This window comes from Stenotrophomonas sp. 8(2023) (assembly GCF_030345295.1).
GTDB classification, from domain to species: domain Bacteria; phylum Pseudomonadota; class Gammaproteobacteria; order Xanthomonadales; family Xanthomonadaceae; genus Stenotrophomonas; species Stenotrophomonas muris.
The window spans coordinates 287,923-305,559 of sequence record NZ_CP128404.1; the positions used below are offsets into that span (position 1 = coordinate 287,923).

A 17,637-nucleotide genomic window follows, 5' to 3' on the forward strand; every position below is an offset into this window, starting at 1 on the left:
ATGCTGACCCGTGCCCTGATCGTCGTACTGGCCGTTCTCAATCTTGGCGTCGCCTGCTGGTGGCTGCTGCGCGATGCACCGCAGCCGCCTGCGCCTGCACCGCAACCGGCTGGCGTCGCCGAGCTGCGCTGGGTGCCCGGTGGCGCGGATGCCAATGCCGCAGCCGAGGCCACCGCCGCCGCCCCGACCGCACCGCTGATGGAGCGCGAACCGGCCGCGAAGACCGCAGTGGCTGCGACGCCCGCACCCGCGCCGGCCGTGCCGGCCAAGCCGGAAATTCCCAAGCCGCAGACGGCTGACGCTACGCCGATTGCTGCCGCTGCCAAGCCGGCAGCACCGCCTGCACCCGTTCCGGTACCGGAAAAGCCCTTAACCCCGCCCGCGGCCGCCGAGCCGCCGCGTTGCGTCGCGCTGGGTCCGTTCGCCGACCGCGCCGTCGCGACCACTGCGCAAGGCAAGGCCGGCGCGCTGCTCAGCCAGGCGCGCCTGCGCGAACAGCCCGCTGCCAGCGGCAGCGCCCGTTACCGGGTGATGCTGCCGGCCGCCGCCAACCGTGATGAAGCGCAGGCCACCGTGAAACGCATCGTCGCCGCCGGCCTGAGCGACTACTACATCATCAGCCAGGGCGAGGAGGCCAACGCCGTGGCGCTGGGCCAGTACCGCAACCGCGAAGGCGCCGAGCGCCGCATGGCAGCGGTGCAGGCCGCCGGCTTCCAGCCGCGCCTGGTGGCCAGCGGCGACGCCGGCCAATGGTGGCTGGAAGGACAACTGGCGGCGGGTACGCAGCCGGCCCAGGCCCAGCAGCGCAGCGGGGCGGCACAGAGCCGGTCGCTGGAATGCACGCGGTTGCGCTAGAATCCCCGGACCGCGGCGCTGCCGCCGGTGCACCACCCATGCCGCTTTAGCTCAGTTGGTAGAGCAACTGTCTTGTAAACAGTAGGTCATCCGTTCGATTCGGATAAGCGGCACCATCAAACTCCAGTTGTGCAGCTCGACACGGCGGCGCAGTAATCGGTCGAGCACTGCTCCCTGCTGCGTCTCTCCCCTTCTTTTCCTTCCTTGCTGTTATCTCATCTTGCACCTGACGAGGCGCGTCCCACCTGCCTGTGCGCGTGCTTCGTGGTTGATGCGCGTTTCTCGCAGTTGAAAATGTGTAGCCAGTAGGCTACATTTTTCCATGAAGATCCAGCGTACCCGTCAGTTCGCGACATGGATTGACGCTCTCAAGGACGTAACTGCACGCGCTCGCATCTTGGCCCGCATCGGTCGGCTCGCCGAAGGCCATCCGGGTGATCACCGCTATCTGGAGGACGGTATTTCCGAACTGCGTATCGATGCAGGGCCGGGCTACCGCCTGTACTACACCCAGCGCGGCAGGCAGTGGGTGATTCTTCTGGTTGGAGGCGACAAGGTTCGCAGCGGCGCGATATAGAGACGGCCAAGGAGATTGCACGTGCCCTGTGAGCGTCGAACCGGCTGTAGTCGAAACGAATCAATACCGAAGTACTGGAGCTGTTCCATCATGGCCACTAAGAAAAAAGTCGAACTCAAAGCAATTGATGTGGCCGAACATCTTCGGACACCGGAGGAGATGGCGGCTTATCTCGACGCCTGCATCGAAGAAAGCGAGGGCGATTCTGCCTTCATCGCCAAGGCGCTTGGCGATATCGCTCGCGCTCAGGGCATGAGCAAGGTTGCGCGTGCGGCAGGCCTGTCACGCGAGAGTCTGTATCGCGCACTGTCCGGCGAGCGCAGCCCTGATTTCGCGACCATCCTGAAGGTGATCCGGGCCCTGGGTGTGCGATTGCACGCCAGCGCTGCATAAGCGCATGCGCCGATCATGATGCGTCGGCACCGCGTCGGTCGAAGGCGGTGGAACGAAAATGAAGGAACCGCCTTTCGCCAGTTTTCTCGCCCCAACCCGCTGAGCCAGCTCAATGCATGACGTGGGCAAATCCATCGATCAACGCCGCACAGACACTGCGACCGCCGCAGCCTCAGCTACGCACCTGCAACGACAGATACTCCGCCAGCCCCCGGCAGGCCAGCATCAGTCCTTCGCGCGTGCTGTCGCCGATATCGTCCTTCTCTTCCCCGTCCACGCGCACGCGTTCGGCGGCGTGATATAGCTCCAACAACGACACCAGATCCACCGCAGCGCGGTCCCGGCGAGCGGCGGCCACGGCTTGGCCGGGTGTGCTGGCCGGTCCTTGCCACGGCTGTCCATCGGCGGCATCACCGGCGCGGATGCGCTGCAGGCAGCTGGGAAGATTGATCGGCGCGGCTGCCTCGTTCGCAGCGGCAAAAGCGGCTTCCAACGGCTGCGCCAGTTCGGGTGGCAGGCGCAGGGCGGCCTCGCCCAAGGTGGCGGTCAGGTAGGGGTGGTGGGTTCTGGACATGCGGGCATCCTCGTCAGGAACAGAGGTGCCGCCACGATAGGGTGGCGGGCGATGCGTGGCTTCCAAGACCGGGTCAACGAATCGGCGGGCACGAGGCCCCCACGCACCGCCCGCCGTCGATCGGCTAACGGATTGCCAGCCGGCGCCGCCCCTGAAAGGACGACGCCGGCTGGCAAGCGTATACATCGTTGACAACACGGGCTTGGAAGTCCCGACCACCTTTTGCAGGTGGCGATTCATCATGCGCACGCGAAATCCCCGCCTGCCAGTCGTTTGTTTCGATGGCATCGGGTGATCTGAAACGAAAAATGAATTATCGCGTTTGGCCTGTTTCGAGCATCGCAATGCCAGAAGCGACATATCGCGCAGTGCCGTCATCATCGGCCATCCGGGCCGCGCCACTGTTGCCGCACGGCTTACAGTAGCGTGCGACGTAAAGCTGGCTTAACAGCCTCGGTAAGGCACCAAGGCAACGATACCAGACGTGAATCCCCACGCGCGCTACCCGGATCTTGATATTCCTCACGGACCGCCCGCAGCGCCCCACCGCATACTGCGGCTACACGCCCACCTGGGCCCCTTCGGGATCCGCACATGCGTCGCCATGCCCTGTCGCTCACCGTCGCACTGGTGTCCACCGCTTTCGTGCCCCCGGCCATGGCCGCGGTGCCGTTCTTCAACGCCAGCTGCCCGGGCGGTATCGATGTGCACGCCGACGAAGGCGGCCCCGTCTACGTGCAGGGCCGCGAGGCGGCGCTCAAGCGCTTCAACGACCGCTACGTCGAAGCACGCGATGCCAATAGCGGCATCACGTTGTCGATCAGCAGCAGCGAGGATGGCACGCCGCAGATCAGCTACACCGGCCGTGGCGGCGCCAATGGCATCTGCCAGGTCAGTGCCAGCGGAACGCCGGCGCGGGAAGAGCATCGCGATCGCCGTCGCCACGATGACGACAGCGATGCGGCGCTGCCGCGCGAGGTGACCTGCGAATCCACCGACCAGCAGCAGGTGTCGTGCGACATGGATACGCGCGGCAACGTGGAGGTGGTGCGCCAGCTGAGCCACACCCGCTGCGAACAAGGGCAGAACTGGGGCCTGTCGCGGCACTCGGTATGGGTGAACGCCGGGTGCCGGGCGGTGTTCCGCAATGTGTCCAAGGTGGCGTACAGCGCGCCGGCGGGTGATACCGCGCTGGGCTCCTGCAATATGCGCAAGGGCGCGCAGGGCACGCTGGTGACCCAGATGCCGGTGGGTAGCGACTACCAGGAACTGATCATCGATTACCCCGATGGCCGCTTCTTGTGCATGATGCGCAACAACGGCCAGGTGCAGAGCCTGACGCCGGTTCGTCGCCGCGGCGGTTGAGTTCGCCGTGGGCGGGGGCCTCCGTCAGCCGCCTGGTGTTCGCAGTAGCACCCATGCCAGTATCAGGGTGAACACACCAATGACGGTCAGGCCGAACCACGCCGCGGCCACCTTAACGTTGCCGATCAACGCCGCCAACATGCGGTCCAGTTCGCTTGTCAGAATCGGATACTCAGCGTGCGCCTTGCGCAGACGCTGCCAACCGAACGCCAAGAACAGCAGAAGCGAGAATGGCGTCAGCAGCAGCACCGCCTGCATCAGCCAGCCGTTCGGCGACGCATCGATCAAGCTGTTCAACAGAACCGCAGAAAAAGGATGGGCAGCGCGACGATGAAGAAGCGTGGCCAGGCGGTGTTGATAAAGGGCGACATCACAATCTTCCATGAAAGGCGGCAGGTCAGTGCGGCATCATGCCATGCCGTTTCACTGCTGCACCGCTGCGGCACGCCAGGACGGAGGTCAGCGCGGGTTTACCGGGTCATTTCCCTTCTTGTAGGTGTACCCGGTGACATCCCAGCCGCCGCCATGGCCGGACGAGGGTTCCACCCAGGTGAATTCCCACGTCTACAGGGAGCCGTCGGGAAGCGGGTTCTCCACCCGGTAGATCTCACCGGGAATGCCCTGCTCCGGCAGCTTGCCGGGAATCGATTCATCCGAGCGTGCAGACGCGCGCCCTACGGAGAACGCGCGCCGTTCCACCTGTACGTCGTCGTAACCCCCAACACGTTCCCGGTCGGCGGTGTAACGATGGGGCCGCGAACCACCGCTATCTTCATTGTGGACTTGACGGAGGTTGCGCTCAGGTTCGGTTGAAACCTGGGACTTACAGCATTCTCCGATTGCATAGGATGTCAGCTGGCGTCGATGATCTGCTTCACGATTGGTCGAAGCACCTTGTACGCGTTCTCACCTTTCAGCTGGTAGAGCTCGGGAGTAGGGTGTGTACAGTCAGACAGCAGCTCTCGCCAATTGGGCCTGGCAAGCAATGCCCAGAATTGGGAAGCTATTGGTATGTTCATCTCGTGGCCCAACTGATCGAGATGCATCACGTAGTACGGCATCCCTGTTTCTCGGGCGGGGTGGCACGATGGATTGGGCTCGTAGATCACCACGGTTTTGCCATGTTCTCTTGCAATACGAACCAGCTCGCCCATCACGCGCTTGTATTCCTGTGGTGATGCGGAGATCTTCCCAGACTCTGGACGGGAGAACAGATAGGCATCGCCAAGCCCAAAGTTCAGGGTCACGATCTGGGCATGGGATTTCGCCATGACAGACTCCCACGACTGGTGAATTCCGTCGGTCCCGTTCAGCGCATCTGAGGATTGAATTCCGCCAATCCCTTCGTTCTTCACAACGACACGATCACCGTACTCTGTCCGCAGCAAACGCTGCAGTGTGTTGGGCTGATTCATCGCGGCGATGATCGTTCCGGAAGGCGTGGCGGTGTAGCCTACGGTCGTGGAGTCGCCATATTCCTCGATGAGGATCTGCTTCGTTGTCGCATCAACCGGAGCCGCAGCATCTGCAGTAGTGACGGGCGCAGAGCAGGCGACAAGGAGGGGCGAAACGGCGGCCAGTCGTGCTAGTCGGAGTATGAAGATCATGGACGGATTCTACCCCTCCCGAATGCCGCTATCGGTACCGATTCGTTCCTGATCGGTCGTCAAGCCACAGGCTGCAGCAGGTCCTCGCGATTGTTCGGGGGCCTGCTTGCCGCGCGCCTGACGCCGATTTGCCGAGATTCCGCGGCGTCGTGCCTGGGGCGGGGCAGGGCAGCGTCCCGCTATTGCTGGTTTACCGGGTCATTTCCCTTCTTGTAGGTGTACCCGGTGACATCCCAGCCGCCGCCATGGCCGGACGAGGGTTCCACCCAGGTGAATTCCCACGTCTGCAGGGAGCCGTCGGGAAGCAGGTTTTCCACCCGGTAGATCTCACCGGGAATGCCCTGCTCCGGCAGCTTTCCCGGAATCGATTCATCCGCGCGTGCAGACGCGCGCCCCACCGAGAATGCACGCCGTTCCACCTGTACGTTGCCGTAGCCCTGCGGGGCGAACGACGGCTTTACCCGCTGCGCCACCCAGTCGAGCACCTGGCGTGCGCTCGCCGTCTGCATGGGATACGCGTCGGTGGTCACCGTATGCGTGATGCGTTGCGAGGAGGCATTGGCAGCTGCCGGAAACAGTCCGCCCAGGGCAATTGCCAGTACCGCAAATCCATTGAGTGCATGTTTCATGTGCGTCGTTCTCCAGGGTTGGGGAAATGAAGCCGCACCGTCCGGGTGCCGACGCAGGGTGGACACAAGGACCGCCGTGGGTAAGAGGCGATGCCGACTCGGGTGTGAAGTGGATCAAGGAAGGGCGGATTTCTGACCGCTCAGCGCTGGAATGCCTGACCGGGGCGCCTTTGTGCTCGCGGCGATCCGGGTATTGCCCTGCTGCACCGCCGCGAGTGGTGTCACACAGCTCTGGCTAGACTGTGCTTCTTTTTTCCCACCGCAGGAGGCACCCATGGCCCATCCCATCTCCGTATCCCTGATTGGCGTTCCCACCGACGTCGGTGCGGGCCATCGCGGTGCACGGCTGGGGCCGGAGGCGCTGCGCGTGGCGGGCCTGCCGGAGGCGCTGGAAGCACGTGGTGTGGACGTCCGTGACGTGGGCAATCTGGATGGCCCGCGCAACCCGTGGACCGCGCCGGTGGAAGGCTACCGCCATCTGGATGAAGTGGTGGCGTGGAACCATGCACTGATGGAAGCCAGCTACGCCGAGCTGCAGGCCGGCCGCATGCCCATCATGCTCGGCGGCGACCACTGCCTGGGGATCGGTTCGATCACCGCCGTCGCGCGCTGGTGCCGCGAGCAGGACAAGACCCTGCGCGTGCTGTGGCTGGATGCGCATTCGGATTTCAACACCAGCGATGTCACCCCGTCGGGCAACATCCACGGCATGCCGGTGGCCTGCCTGTGCGGCCTCGGCCCGGAGGCGCTGACCCACCTGGGCGGCAGCGCACCGGCGATCACCCCGGCGCAGATGCACCAGATCGGCATCCGCTCGGTGGACCCGGAGGAGAAGCGCCTGATCAAGACCCACAAGGTGGATGTGTACGACATGCGCTACATCGATGAGAACGGCATGAAGCGCGCGGTGGAGGCGGCGCTGGCCGGCATCGATGAGAACACCCACCTGCATGTCAGCTTCGATGTGGACTTCCTCGACCCCAGCATCGCACCGGGCGTGGGCACCACGGTGCCGGGTGGGGTGAACTACCGCGAGGCGCAGCTGGTGATGGAGATGATCGCCGACACCGGGCGCATGGGATCGCTGGACATCGTCGAGCTCAACCCCTTGCTGGACAAGCAGAATGCCACCGCCGAACTGGCCGTGGACCTGGTCGAAAGCCTGTTCGGCAAGTCCACCCTGATGCGCGACTGAGGGCCTGGCCTGAACGGATCGCCGATCCGTTCACACCCGCTCCACGCCGCTGCCGCCAGATTGCACTTCACGCGGCGGCGGTGGCAGTGTGCCCTCCCGCCGAGCGACAGAACCCCATCCGCGAATGAAGCGGTGTAGCGGCGAACCCAAGGAGAAGCCCATGAAGCGCGTAGTTGCCCTGATGCTGTTGTCGATGTTCTCGGTGGCCCTGCTGGCCGGTTGCAATACCGTTGCCGGTGCCGGCAAGGACGTGCAGAAGGCCGGTGAAAAAGTTGAGGACGCCGCCAAGGGCAAGTGAGCCCGGCGCGGATTGGAAGCGAAAAGGCCGGGAATCTTCCCGGCCTTTTTTGTGCGCGCTGTTTGCCGCATGGCCGTCGAAGCGGAGTGAACCATTCAAGCAGGTGAGCATGTATTTCATTGCCGGTTGACCGGTACTCAACAGCCGCTGCGCGAAGCTGGAGCCACGGTAAGAACGCCGTTGCAACCAAGGACTCCCAGCAATGAACAAAGACATCATTTCCGGCAAGTGGTCGCAGCTGAAGGGCAAGGCCCAGGCCAAGTGGGGCGATCTGACCAACGACGATTTCGATGTGGCCGAAGGCAATGCCGAGTATCTGGCCGGCCGCCTGCAGGAACGTTATGGCTGGGCCAAGGACCGCGCGGAGAAGGAAGTGCGCGAGTTCCAGGACGCGGTGAGCAAGGACTATCCGGACTACAAGTAAGCGCTTCGGTTTCCCCCACAACACGACGCCCGCACCGTGAGGTTGCGGGCGTCGTGTTGTCTGCGCCGGACGATCAGCGCGCCGGCGGGTCCGGCACGTAGCGGTTGGGGAAAGCCTGCGGTTCGCGCGGCAGGCGCGAGGGCGAATCCACCAGGATGCCGCGCGCATGCAGGTTGCGGGCGCTGTCGTAGCGCAGCTGCAATACCTGTGCGGGGCTGCGGCTGGCGCGCTCGAAGTCGGTATCGCGCACCGAGGACTGCTCGCGCGCACCATGGCCGGTACCCAGCGCTGGGGCCTGCGACTTGCTGGCGTAGCCTTCGATGCGGCTGGCATTGGCACTGGCACTGGCATCGGCCGCCGCTTCGGCCGCCGGGGCCGGCAGCGGCAGGCCACGGCGCAGGATCGGCTCGGGGCGCCAGCGACGTGCCTCTTCGAACACCGCCACGCCCACAACGCCGATGTTGTCCGGGCGGCCGGTGCGGCTGGCATAGCTGCCGCTGGGGCTGCTGAACACGAACTGCGCCACTTCGTCCTGGCTCTTGCGCCAGCCGGTGATGTCGGCGCGCTGGCCGGGGTTGAGCACGTAGCCGGTCTGCGAGGGATCGGCATCCTCGCCGGAGATGGCGTTGACGCCGTCCACCGACAGCACCACCAGCACCCGGCGCGGGCTGTCGTTGTGCAGGCGCACGGCGTAGCGGTGGCCGCGCTCGCCGGCCACCCAGCGCTGGCCCTCGGCGGGGTAGCTGCGCAGTTCGGTGCCACGGTCGCGGTCGACCAGGGTCATGCGCACCGGGCCGCCTTCGTAGGCCGGTGGCGGAGGCGGCGCCGGGCGGAAGCCGGCCAGGGGCAGGATCAGCAGCAGGGGCAGCAGGCGTTTCATCGGGCGTCTCCAGCGGGGTTGGGTGAATGAACGCGCCGCAGGCCCTGACGGGGTTGGTGGCGTGCAAGGTAAACTGGCCCCGTTCATCGAAGGTTACCCCACGCAGTCATGACGACCCGAGTCCTTACCGGCATCACCCCCTCCGGCACGCCCCACCTGGGCAACTACGTTGGCGCCATCCGTCCGGCCATCGCGGCCAGCCGCGCGCCGGGGATCGAGAGCTTCTTCTTCCTGGCCGACCTGCACAGCCTGATCAAGTCGCAGGACCCGCAGCGCACCCAGCGCGCGACCCTGGAGATCGCGGCCAGCTGGCTGGCCTGCGGCCTGGACCCGGAGCATGTGTGGTTCTACCGCCAGAGCGACATCCGCGAGACCACCGAGCTGATGTGGTTCCTGACCGCCATCGCCAGCAAGGGCATCCTCAACCGGGCGCACGCCTACAAGGCGGCAGTGGACAAGAACCGCGAGGAAGGCGTGGACGAGGACGCAGGCGTCAGCGCCGGCCTGTTCATGTACCCGGTGCTGATGGCCGCCGACATCCTGATCTTCAAGGCCAACCAGGTGCCGGTGGGCCGTGACCAGATCCAGCACATCGAGATGGCGCGCGATTTCGCCCAGCGCTTCAACCACGTGTACGGCAAGGAGTACTTCCCGCTGCCGGACGTGGTGATCGATGAGCAGGTGGCGACGCTGGCCGGCCTGGATGGCCGCAAGATGAGCAAGAGCTACCACAACACCATTCCGCTGTTCGTGCCGCGCGAGGAGCTGAAGAAGCTGGTGTTCTCTATCCTGACCGACTCGCGCGCACCGGGTGAGCCGAAGGACACCGAAGGCTCGGCGCTGTTCCAGATGTACCAGGCGTTCGCCACACCGGAACAGACCGCAGAGTTCGCCAAGGCGTTCGCTGCCGGCATCAGCTGGGGCGACGCCAAGCAGCAGTTGTTCGAGCGCATCGACAGCGAACTGTCGCCGCTGCGCGAGCGCTACAACGCGCTGATGGCCGAGCCGGAGAAGATCGAAGCGCTGCTCAAGCGCCGTGGGCAGCAGCTGCGCGAGCAGTTGGCGGCACCGCTGCTGGAAGAACTGCGCCACGCCGTGGGCCTGCGCGACCTGTCCACGGCGGGCAACATCGCCAGCGAAGATGCCGGCGTGGCCCGCGTGGCGCCGCCGCAGTTCAAGCAGTACCGCGAGAAGGACGGCCGGTTCTACTTCAAGCTGACCGCCGGCGACGGCACGCTGCTGATCCAGAGCGAAGGCTTCGATTCGCCACGTGATGCCGGCCAGCTGATTGCCGTGATCAAGCAGGCCGAGCAGGGCGACCAACTGCAGAGCGAGCTGTTCAAGCTGGACGCCGAGGTGGACGCCGTGCTGGCCGCGCTGGCCGTGTTGCGCGAAGCGGCCTGATCGCCGGGCCTGCCTGCCCTTTGTAGAGTCGAGCCATGCTCGACTTTGCTCCGCCTCTGTAGAGCCGAGCCCGTGCTCGGCTGGGTAGCAACGCAGCCGAGCATGGGCTCGGCTCTACAGGGACGCCCCCGCCGGCACGACCGTGGCACAGCACCCATGGCATGATGTCCGCGCGCCGCCGGCGCGATGACATGGAGTCTGCGATGGCCTGGTTGTCGCTGCTGCTGTTCCTGCCCTGGTTCCTGCTGCTGGGCAGCCTGTACTGGCTGTTCCCGCGCCAGCCGCGTACCGCGCGGCGGCGCCTGTTCGATGGCACCACCCTGGTACTGGCGTTCGCGCTGAGCATTGTGTCGATGCTGTGGGGCTACCGCATCGGCGTGGTGCAACCCGGCGCCGGCCCGATCTGGCCGCAGGTGCTGGCGGTGCTGTACGCCTACGGCGCGTTCCTGGCGGTGCTGGTGCTGGCGTTGCTGCTGCGACCGCGCTGGCTGGACCGGTAACCCCGCCTTTGTAGAGTCGAGCCATGCTCGACTGCACGCGCCCTCTGTAGAGCCGAGCCCATGCTCGGCTGATGTCTGGCAGAAAGGCAGCCGAGCATGGGCTCGGCTCTACGGAATCTGGACTCCGACCAAAGCCGCATCGAACCCGGGCCGCCTGCGCGCCTACCATGGGCGTCTGTTCCCGATCCTGCCAGGTGCGTGCCGATGACCGCCGACCCCAGCATCCACACCATCGATACCGGCTTCCAGCGCCCGGACTTCGACGCGGCTTACCTGATCGTTGAAAACGGCCGCGCCGCGTTCGTCGACTGCGGCACCGGCCTGTCCGTGCCGGCGATGCTGCAGGCGCTGGCGGATGCCGGCCTGGGCGTGGAAGCGGTGGACTGGTTGCTGCTCACGCACGTGCACCTGGACCACGCCGGCGGCGCCGGCCTGCTGATGCAGCAGCTGCCCAACGCAAAGGCGGTGCTGCACCCGCGCGGTGCGCCGCACATGATCGACCCGACCCGGCTGATCGCCGGTGCCACGGCGGTGTATGGCGCCGACGAGATCGCGCGCAGCTATGGCCGCATCGAGGCGATTCCGGAGTCGCGCGTGGTGGTGGCCGAAGACGGCCACCGCATCGATCTGGCCGGCCGCGAGCTGGTGCTGCTGCACACGCCGGGTCACGCGCTGCACCACTATTGCGTATGGGATGCGCGCAGCCGCAGCTGGTTCACCGGCGATACCTTCGGTATCTCCTACCGCGAGCTGGACAGCGTGCAGGGCGCTTTCATCTTCCCGACCTCCTCGCCGGTGCAGTTCGACCCGGAGGCGATGAAGGCCTCGATCCAGCGCATGCTGGGCTACGGCCCGCAGGCGATGTACCTGACCCACTACGGTCGTGTGGAACAGGTGGAGAAACTGGCCGGCGACCTGTTCGAGCAGATCGATGCGATGGCCGCCATCGGCCGCCAGTGCGACGGTCGACCGGACCGCCATCGTTGCCTGTTGGCCGCGTTGCAGGCGCTGTATCTGGAACGTGCACAGCTGCATGGCTGTGCGCTGGACGATGCGGCAGTGACCACCGTGCTGGCGATGGATATCGAGCTCAACGCACAGGGCCTGGCCTGCTGGCTGGATCGCATGAGCAGGTAGATCCACGCCCTGCGTGGATGACGCGGGCCCAAGCCGCGCCGTGATGTCACGACCACGTTACACTCTGGTGACTTCCAAGCTAGCCGTGGTACTGCCGTGAATCCGATGCGCGTGTTGCTGCTGTCGTCCTGCCTGTTCGTCGGTGGCCTTGCCCATGCGGCCAACGACCTGCCGGGTGGCGGCATCGATCCGCAGGCGCTGTCGCGCCATGTGCGCGTTCTGGCGTCGGATGAATTCGAGGGCCGCGCGCCGGCCACCGAGGGTGAAGAGCGCACGGTGCAGTACCTGATCGAGCAGTTCCGCAGCTACGGCCTGCAGCCCGGCGGCGTGGATGGCAGCTGGGTGCAGCCGGTCCCGTTGGTGCGCGCGCAGCTGGACGGCCCGGCCAAGGCCAGCCTGTCGCTGAAGCAGGGCAAGCGTGCGCTGGCCAATGGCGTGGACGTGACCCTGCAGAGCCTGCAGCCGCGCAAGCGCGTGCAGATCAGGAATGCACCGCTGGTGTTCGTCGGCTATGGCATCGATGCGCCGGAACGCCAGTGGAACGACTACAAGGACGTGGACCTGCACGGCAAGATCGTCGTGGTACTGATCAACGATGCCGATTTCGAAGCCGATGCACCGGGCGCATTCGACGGCAAGGCGGTGACCTACTACGGCCGCTGGACCTACAAGTTCGAGGAAGCCGCACGCCGTGGTGCCGAAGGCGTGCTGATCGTGCACGAGACCGCGCCGGCCGCCTACGGCTGGGCCACGGTGAAGAGCTCGGGCACATCGCCGCTGTTCGACATCGAGCGCGGCCAGGACGAGGCGATGGCGCAGCACACGCCGCTGCGTGGCTGGATGCAGCGCGAGCTGGCCGAGGCGATCTTCGCCGACGCCGGCCTGGACTTTGCTGCGGAGAAGCACAAGGCGATGCGCGCCGACTTCCGCCCGGTGGCACTGGACAACGCCAAGCTGAGCGTGGACTTCGCGCTGAAGCGCGAGCAGGTGGTGACCCGCAACGTGGTGGCCAAGCTGCCCGGTGGCGAGCATGGCGACGAGGCGGTGATCTTCTCTGCGCACTGGGATGCCTTCGGTATCGGCCAGCCCGACGCCAAGGGCGACCGCATCCGCCGCGGTGCGATCGACAACGCCACCGGCGTGGCCACGGTGCTGGAACTGGGCCGGGTGTTCGCCGCCGGCCCGCAGCCGCAGCGCACGCTGTACTTCGTGGCGCTGACCGCCGAAGAGAAGGGCCTGCTGGGCGCCAGCTACTACGCCGCGCACCCGCTGGCGCCGCTGGACAAGACCGCCGCGGTGCTGAACATCGAGATGTTCAGCCCGGATGGCCCGACCCGCGACATCGCGTCGTGGGGCAAGGGCCGGGTCTCGCTGGAAGGCGACCTGGAACGCGTGGCCAAGGCCCGTGGCCGCAGCTACAGCCCGGACCCGAACCTGGAAGCGGGCTTCTTCTACCGCGCTGACCACTTCGCCTTCGCCCGCCTGGGCGTGCCGGCAATCACCATCGGCCCGGGCCTGGACAAGCTGGACGGTGGGGTTGAAGCCGGCCGCGCGCTGCGCGAGAAGTACTTCGCCGATTGCTACCACCAGGCCTGCGATGCCTGGACGCCGCGCTGGGACCCGAGCGGCCACGCTGCCGATACCCTGCTGGTCTACGACCTGGGCGCGGAGCTGGCCAACAGCCGCCGCTGGCCGACGTGGGAAAAGGAATCGGAGTTCCGCGGCGCGCGCGACAAGAGCGAAGCGGCCCGCCGCTGAGGTAGTGCCGGCCGCTGGCCGGCAACTGCCTGCTCTTTCCGGAGGTTCATGAGGTTGACGGCCAGCGGCCGGCACTACCAAAGGAATGTGGAGGTGTCGGCCAGCGGCCGGCACGACCGGGTGTTCGTCAGCGCCGGCGCAGCAGCTTCCAGGCGCCCCAGCCGCTGGCGGCGAGCGCTGCCAGATAGCACGCCACCATCGTGCGCAGGCCGACCAGCGATCCGCCGTTGACGCCGCGATGCAGGCGCAGTTGCAGCGAGCTGTGGCCGCTGCCCAGGTCCACTGCCAGCTGCAGCGCCAGTGCGGCGCAGAACAGCAGCAGGGCGATCCCGAAACCGATACGTGGCCATGCGGCCTGTGCGCTGGGGCGGCGCAGCAGCCAGGCCAGTGCCGTGGCTGCGGCCAGCGTCACCGCGATCCACATCAGTGGAGGAGCGGGAGACGCAGCGGCCACCGGCATTGCACCGGTGGCCGCGATCAGGGCAACGCGCTTACTTGCGGGTGCCGTCGAGCCAGTTCGGGCCCTTGTTGGTGAGGAAGAACACATAGACCACCAACGATACCGCGATCGTGGCAGTCACGTAGAGGGCGAACCAATCGACGTGGCCGGTCTTCAGCGCGCCCTGGTACAGCAGCGGGGCGGTGCCACCGAACAGCGAGTTGGCCAGCGCATAGCCCAGGCCCACGCCCAGTGCACGCACGTGGGTGGGGAACAGCTCGGCCTTCACCACCGCGTTGATGGAGGTGTAGCCGGTGAGGATGACGAAGGCCAGCGCCAGGGTCAGGAAGGCCAGGGTGGCGTCATGCTGGTGCGGCAGCTGGGTGATCAGGTACCAGCTGTACAGCACGCCGCCGACGCCGAAGAACACCAGCAGGGTCTTGCGGCCGATGATGTCCGACAGCCAGCCACCGACCGGCTGCAGCACCATCAGGAAGGCCAGCACGCCCAGGTTGATCAGGGTGCCGGTCATCGGATCGTTGCCGGCGAAGGCGCTCTGGATCATCTTCGGGCCGTTCACCGAGTAGGTGTAGAAGGCCACGGTGCCGCCGGCGGTGATCAGGAAGCACAGCAGCAGCGGTCGCCACTGGTGCACGAACAGCTCGTACATCGAACCGGACTTCTGCGCCTTGCCCTCGCGCGCGGCCTCGATGGACGACTCCGACAGCGACTCGTCCATGCCACGGCGCAGCCAGAACACCACCACCGCGGCGATGCCGCCGATGCCGAAGGCGATGCGCCAGCCCCACTCGGAGATTTCCGGCTTGCCCCAGAAGGTCAGCATCAGCAGCAGGGTCAGCTGGGCCAGCACGTGGCCGCCAACCAGGGTGACGTAGTGGAAGGACGACAGGAAGCCGCGGCGGCCGGGAATGGCGGCTTCGGACATGTAGGTGGCGCTGGCGCCGTACTCGCCACCGGTGGCGAAGCCCTGCAGCAGCCGTGCGAACAGCAGGATGACCGCGGCCCAGATGCCGATGCTGGCGGCGGTGGGGGTGATGGCGATCAGGAACGAGCACAGCGCCATCAGCGTGACCGAGACGGTCAGCGCCAGGCGGCGGCCATGGCGGTCGGCGAAGCGGCCGAAGAACCAGGCGCCGATCGGGCGCATCAGGAAGGTCGCGGCGAAGATCGCCCACACGTACATGGTGGAGTTCTTGTCGTCGGGCGAGAAGAACTGCGATTCGAAGTACACGGCGAACACCGAGTACACGTAGACGTCGTACCACTCCACCAGGTTGCCGGCGGAGCCTTTGAGGGTGTTGGAGATCGACCGCCGCAGGGCGGCGCGGTCGTTCGCGGGGACAGCAGGTTGGGGCGTGGTGCTCATCTGGGTGGGAATCCTCGATGCGGCGCGTCCGTGCGCAGGGAAAACGGCGCCCGGCCTTGGGGCGGCGCGGCCGGGCAGCCCTCTTGGTACTGCATCGACCGTCAACACGGGGTAGCAGACCAGAGCAGGGTGCATGGATGGATGACAGCGTGCCACCGCATGGGGTCCCGGACCATACTCAAAACGTCCTAGAATCCGCCTTCCCCCGGCTCCCTGGTGTGTCATGTCGGCTCCCCCCTCTTCGTCTGCGGCTGCCCCCCGGGGTGGCCTTGTCGCGCTGGCACTGCTGCTGGTCTACGTGGTCTGGGGCTCGACCTACCTGGGCATCGCCAAGGCCCTGCACGGCGGCGCACTGCCGCTGACGATGGTCTCCGGCAGCCGCTTCATCATTGCCGGCGGCCTGATGTTCCTGGCGCTGCGCCTGTTCTGGAAGCTGCCGAACCCGACCCTGCGGGAATGGCGCAACCTGGTCATCATGGGCGTGACCATGCTGGTGCTGGGCAACGGCATGGTGGTGCTGGCCGAGCGTGAGGTGTCCTCGGGCCTGGCCGCCACCGCGGTGGCCTCGGTGCCGCTGTGGATGGCGCTGTTCTCGGCGCTGCGCGGGCAGCATGCCAGCCGCGGTGAGTGGCTGGGCATCGCCATCGGCTTCCTCGGTGTGGTCTGGCTCAATGCCGGCAGCAGCCTGACCGCCTCGCCGACCGGGCTGGTGCTGCTGCTGATCGCGCCGATCGGCTGGGCCTTCGGTTCGGTGTGGGCACGCGGCCTGGACCTGCCGGGCCCGTTCATGACCGCGGCCGGGCAGATGATCTGCGGTGGCGTGCTGCTGGTGCTGATCGGCCTGGCGGTCGGCGAGCGCCCGAGCACGCTGCCCGATACCGGTGGCCTGCTGGCGATGGCGTACCTGTGCGTGTTCGGCTCCATCGTCGCGTTCACTGCCTACGTGTGGCTGCTGCAGAACGTGCGTCCGGCGCTGGCCGGCAGCTATGCGTACGTCAACCCGGTGATCGCGGTGCTGCTCGGCGCGCTGCTCAACAGTGAACGCTTCGGCTGGCGCGACCTGCTGGCGATGGCGGTGATTCTCCTGGGTGTGGTGGTACTGACGATGGCAAGGACGCGAAAGAGATGAGCATGGACGAGAAAGAACAACGCCGGGGCCTGCTGGTCACCGCGTCCACCTTCGTGATCTGGGGCCTGGTGCCGGTGTACTGGCACCTGCTCAACGAGGTGCCTTCGTTCCAGATCATCGCCCACCGCATCATCTGGAGCACCGTGCTGGTGCTGGGCTGGCTGCTGATCAGCTCGCGCCTGGGCTGGTGGCAGAAGATCGCCGCGCAGCCGCGCGCGCTGCCGATCCTGCTGGTGTCGAGCCTGACCATCGCCTTCAACTGGGGCCTGTACATCTGGGCGGTCAACGCCGGCCATGTCATCGAGACCAGCCTGGGCTACTTCATCAACCCGCTGGTGAACGTGCTGCTGGGCGTGCTGGTGCTGAAGGAACGCCTGCGCCGCCTGCAATGGGTGGCGGTGGCGATGGCGGCGGTGGGCGTGGCCTGGCTGACCATCGACGCCGGCACACCGCCGTGGATCGCGCTCGGCCTGGCTTGTTCGTTCGGCCTGTATGGGCTGTTGCGCAAGCTGGTCTCGGTCGACCCGGTGGCCGGCCTGGGCGTGGAAAGCATGTACCTGTTCCTGCCGGCGCTGGCCTTCGCGATCTGGGCGGAAAACGGCCATGGCGGTGCGTTCTTCCATGGCTGGGGCTGGCGCAACGACCTGCTGCTGATCTTCGGTGGCGCAGTCACCGCCGTACCGCTGATCGGCTTTGCCTACGGCGTGAAGCGCATTCCGCTGTCGCTGGTCGGCATCCTGCAGTACATCGCACCGAGCCTGCAGCTGCTGCTGGGCGTGTTCTTCTTCCACGAAGCGTTCGATACCGCCAAGGCGATCGGTTTTGCCGCGATCTGGGCCGGCCTGATCCTGTTCGTCGGCGACAACATCCGCACGATGCGCGCCAAGCGCTAGCGCCGGCGGGGCTGCGGGGTCGGATCCCTCCGCAATGCGGAGGGCTCTGACCCTGTTCTATCCGTCGCGTGGGGTCAGAGCCCTTCGCAGGGCGAAGGGATCCGAGCCGCTTCCACCCAAAAAAGAACGGCGCCCCGAGGGGCGCCGTTCTGCTTCCGTCCACGGCCAGGAGAGAGGGATGGCCGTGGCGGGA

Annotated in this window: 19 protein-coding genes, 1 tRNA gene and 1 pseudogene; 14 read left to right on the forward strand and 7 right to left on the reverse strand. The window is 66.3% G+C overall.

What is annotated here, in order from left to right; genetic code table 11:
- The 4 genes and pseudogenes from QP609_RS01300 (at position 1) to QP609_RS01315 (ending at position 1,825) form a co-directional block, all read left to right on the forward strand.
- Positions 1-855: an SPOR domain-containing protein gene (locus QP609_RS01300; protein WP_197621763.1), complete on the forward strand. Its 855-nt coding sequence runs from the start codon at positions 1-3 to the stop codon at positions 853-855.
- A 40-nt stretch (positions 856-895) separates the two neighbouring features.
- Positions 896-971 (forward strand) — tRNA-Thr (locus tag QP609_RS01305).
- 206 nt (positions 972-1,177) lie between these two features.
- Positions 1,178-1,464, forward strand: a pseudogene (locus tag QP609_RS01310) (type II toxin-antitoxin system RelE/ParE family toxin).
- Positions 1,465-1,522: 58 nt separating this feature from the next.
- Positions 1,523-1,825, forward strand: a complete 303-nt coding sequence (locus QP609_RS01315; RefSeq protein WP_197621762.1) for an addiction module antidote protein — start codon at positions 1,523-1,525, stop codon at positions 1,823-1,825.
- Between the two features lie 172 nt (positions 1,826-1,997).
- Here QP609_RS01315 and QP609_RS01320 read toward each other — a convergent pair whose 3' ends face one another.
- On the reverse strand, positions 1,998-2,399 hold the full coding sequence (locus QP609_RS01320; protein WP_197621761.1) for a hypothetical protein: 402 nt from the start codon (positions 2,397-2,399) through the stop codon (positions 1,998-2,000).
- A gap of 594 nt (positions 2,400-2,993) precedes the next feature.
- Here QP609_RS01320 and QP609_RS01325 point away from each other — a divergent pair.
- On the forward strand, positions 2,994-3,764 hold the full coding sequence (locus tag QP609_RS01325; RefSeq protein ID WP_289213846.1) for a DUF3011 domain-containing protein: 771 nt from the start codon (positions 2,994-2,996) through the stop codon (positions 3,762-3,764).
- 24 nt (positions 3,765-3,788) lie between these two features.
- Here QP609_RS01325 and QP609_RS01330 read toward each other — a convergent pair whose 3' ends face one another.
- The 3 genes from QP609_RS01330 to QP609_RS01340 form a co-directional block, all read right to left on the reverse strand.
- Complete coding sequence (locus tag QP609_RS01330; RefSeq protein WP_289213847.1) at positions 3,789-4,148, reverse strand: hypothetical protein; 360 nt, start codon at positions 4,146-4,148, stop codon at positions 3,789-3,791.
- 467 nt (positions 4,149-4,615) lie between these two features.
- On the reverse strand, positions 4,616-5,371 hold the full coding sequence (locus QP609_RS01335; RefSeq protein WP_197621759.1) for an SGNH/GDSL hydrolase family protein: 756 nt from the start codon (positions 5,369-5,371) through the stop codon (positions 4,616-4,618).
- A 179-nt stretch (positions 5,372-5,550) separates the two neighbouring features.
- The gene (locus QP609_RS01340; RefSeq protein ID WP_289213848.1) at positions 5,551-6,066 is read right to left on the reverse strand and encodes a hypothetical protein; all 516 of its coding nucleotides are present in this window, start codon (positions 6,064-6,066) and stop codon (positions 5,551-5,553) included.
- Between the two features lie 208 nt (positions 6,067-6,274).
- Here QP609_RS01340 and rocF point away from each other — a divergent pair, with 208 nt between their 5' ends.
- The 3 genes from rocF (at position 6,275) to QP609_RS01355 (ending at position 7,917) form a co-directional block, all read left to right on the forward strand.
- Positions 6,275-7,195: an arginase gene (gene rocF, locus QP609_RS01345; protein ID WP_197621758.1), complete on the forward strand. Its 921-nt coding sequence runs from the start codon at positions 6,275-6,277 to the stop codon at positions 7,193-7,195.
- A gap of 160 nt (positions 7,196-7,355) precedes the next feature.
- Positions 7,356-7,493, forward strand: coding sequence for an entericidin A/B family lipoprotein (locus QP609_RS01350; protein WP_014035659.1), 138 nt, complete (start codon positions 7,356-7,358; stop codon positions 7,491-7,493).
- Between the two features lie 202 nt (positions 7,494-7,695).
- The gene (locus tag QP609_RS01355) at positions 7,696-7,917 is read left to right on the forward strand and encodes a CsbD family protein (protein ID WP_004153772.1); all 222 of its coding nucleotides are present in this window, start codon (positions 7,696-7,698) and stop codon (positions 7,915-7,917) included.
- 73 nt (positions 7,918-7,990) lie between these two features.
- Here QP609_RS01355 and QP609_RS01360 read toward each other — a convergent pair whose 3' ends face one another.
- On the reverse strand, positions 7,991-8,797 hold the full coding sequence (locus tag QP609_RS01360) for a hypothetical protein (RefSeq protein WP_197621757.1): 807 nt from the start codon (positions 8,795-8,797) through the stop codon (positions 7,991-7,993).
- 108 nt (positions 8,798-8,905) lie between these two features.
- On the opposite strand from QP609_RS01360, the gene QP609_RS01365 reads away from it, so the two are divergent.
- From QP609_RS01365 to QP609_RS01380, 4 genes are all read left to right on the forward strand, one after another.
- Positions 8,906-10,201, forward strand: coding sequence for a tryptophan--tRNA ligase (locus tag QP609_RS01365; protein ID WP_014645631.1), 1,296 nt, complete (start codon positions 8,906-8,908; stop codon positions 10,199-10,201).
- Between the two features lie 203 nt (positions 10,202-10,404).
- A complete protein-coding gene (locus tag QP609_RS01370) occupies positions 10,405-10,701 on the forward strand; it encodes a hypothetical protein (RefSeq protein WP_032956243.1) in 297 nt (98 codons plus the stop codon).
- 204 nt (positions 10,702-10,905) lie between these two features.
- A complete protein-coding gene (locus QP609_RS01375) occupies positions 10,906-11,838 on the forward strand; it encodes an MBL fold metallo-hydrolase (RefSeq protein WP_197621669.1) in 933 nt (310 codons plus the stop codon).
- 105 nt (positions 11,839-11,943) lie between these two features.
- Entirely contained in the window at positions 11,944-13,596 is a 1,653-nt protein-coding gene (locus QP609_RS01380) for a M28 family metallopeptidase (RefSeq protein WP_197621674.1), read from the forward strand.
- A gap of 127 nt (positions 13,597-13,723) precedes the next feature.
- Here the strand turns inward: QP609_RS01380 and QP609_RS01385 are convergent, their stop codons facing one another.
- Both QP609_RS01385 and QP609_RS01390 read right to left on the reverse strand, forming a co-directional pair.
- Positions 13,724-14,020, reverse strand: coding sequence for a hypothetical protein (locus tag QP609_RS01385; protein ID WP_014645635.1), 297 nt, complete (start codon positions 14,018-14,020; stop codon positions 13,724-13,726).
- Positions 14,021-14,087: 67 nt separating this feature from the next.
- On the reverse strand, positions 14,088-15,422 hold the full coding sequence (locus tag QP609_RS01390; RefSeq protein ID WP_014645636.1) for an MFS transporter: 1,335 nt from the start codon (positions 15,420-15,422) through the stop codon (positions 14,088-14,090).
- Between the two features lie 223 nt (positions 15,423-15,645).
- On the opposite strand from QP609_RS01390, the gene yedA reads away from it, so the two are divergent.
- Both yedA and rarD read left to right on the forward strand, forming a co-directional pair.
- The gene (gene yedA / locus QP609_RS01395) at positions 15,646-16,551 is read left to right on the forward strand and encodes a drug/metabolite exporter YedA (RefSeq protein WP_197621670.1); all 906 of its coding nucleotides are present in this window, start codon (positions 15,646-15,648) and stop codon (positions 16,549-16,551) included.
- The gene (gene rarD / locus QP609_RS01400; RefSeq protein WP_014645638.1) at positions 16,548-17,444 is read left to right on the forward strand and encodes an EamA family transporter RarD; all 897 of its coding nucleotides are present in this window, start codon (positions 16,548-16,550) and stop codon (positions 17,442-17,444) included. The genes yedA and rarD overlap by 4 nt, the downstream gene beginning before the upstream one ends.
- The last annotated feature ends 193 nt before the right edge of the window (positions 17,445-17,637 follow it).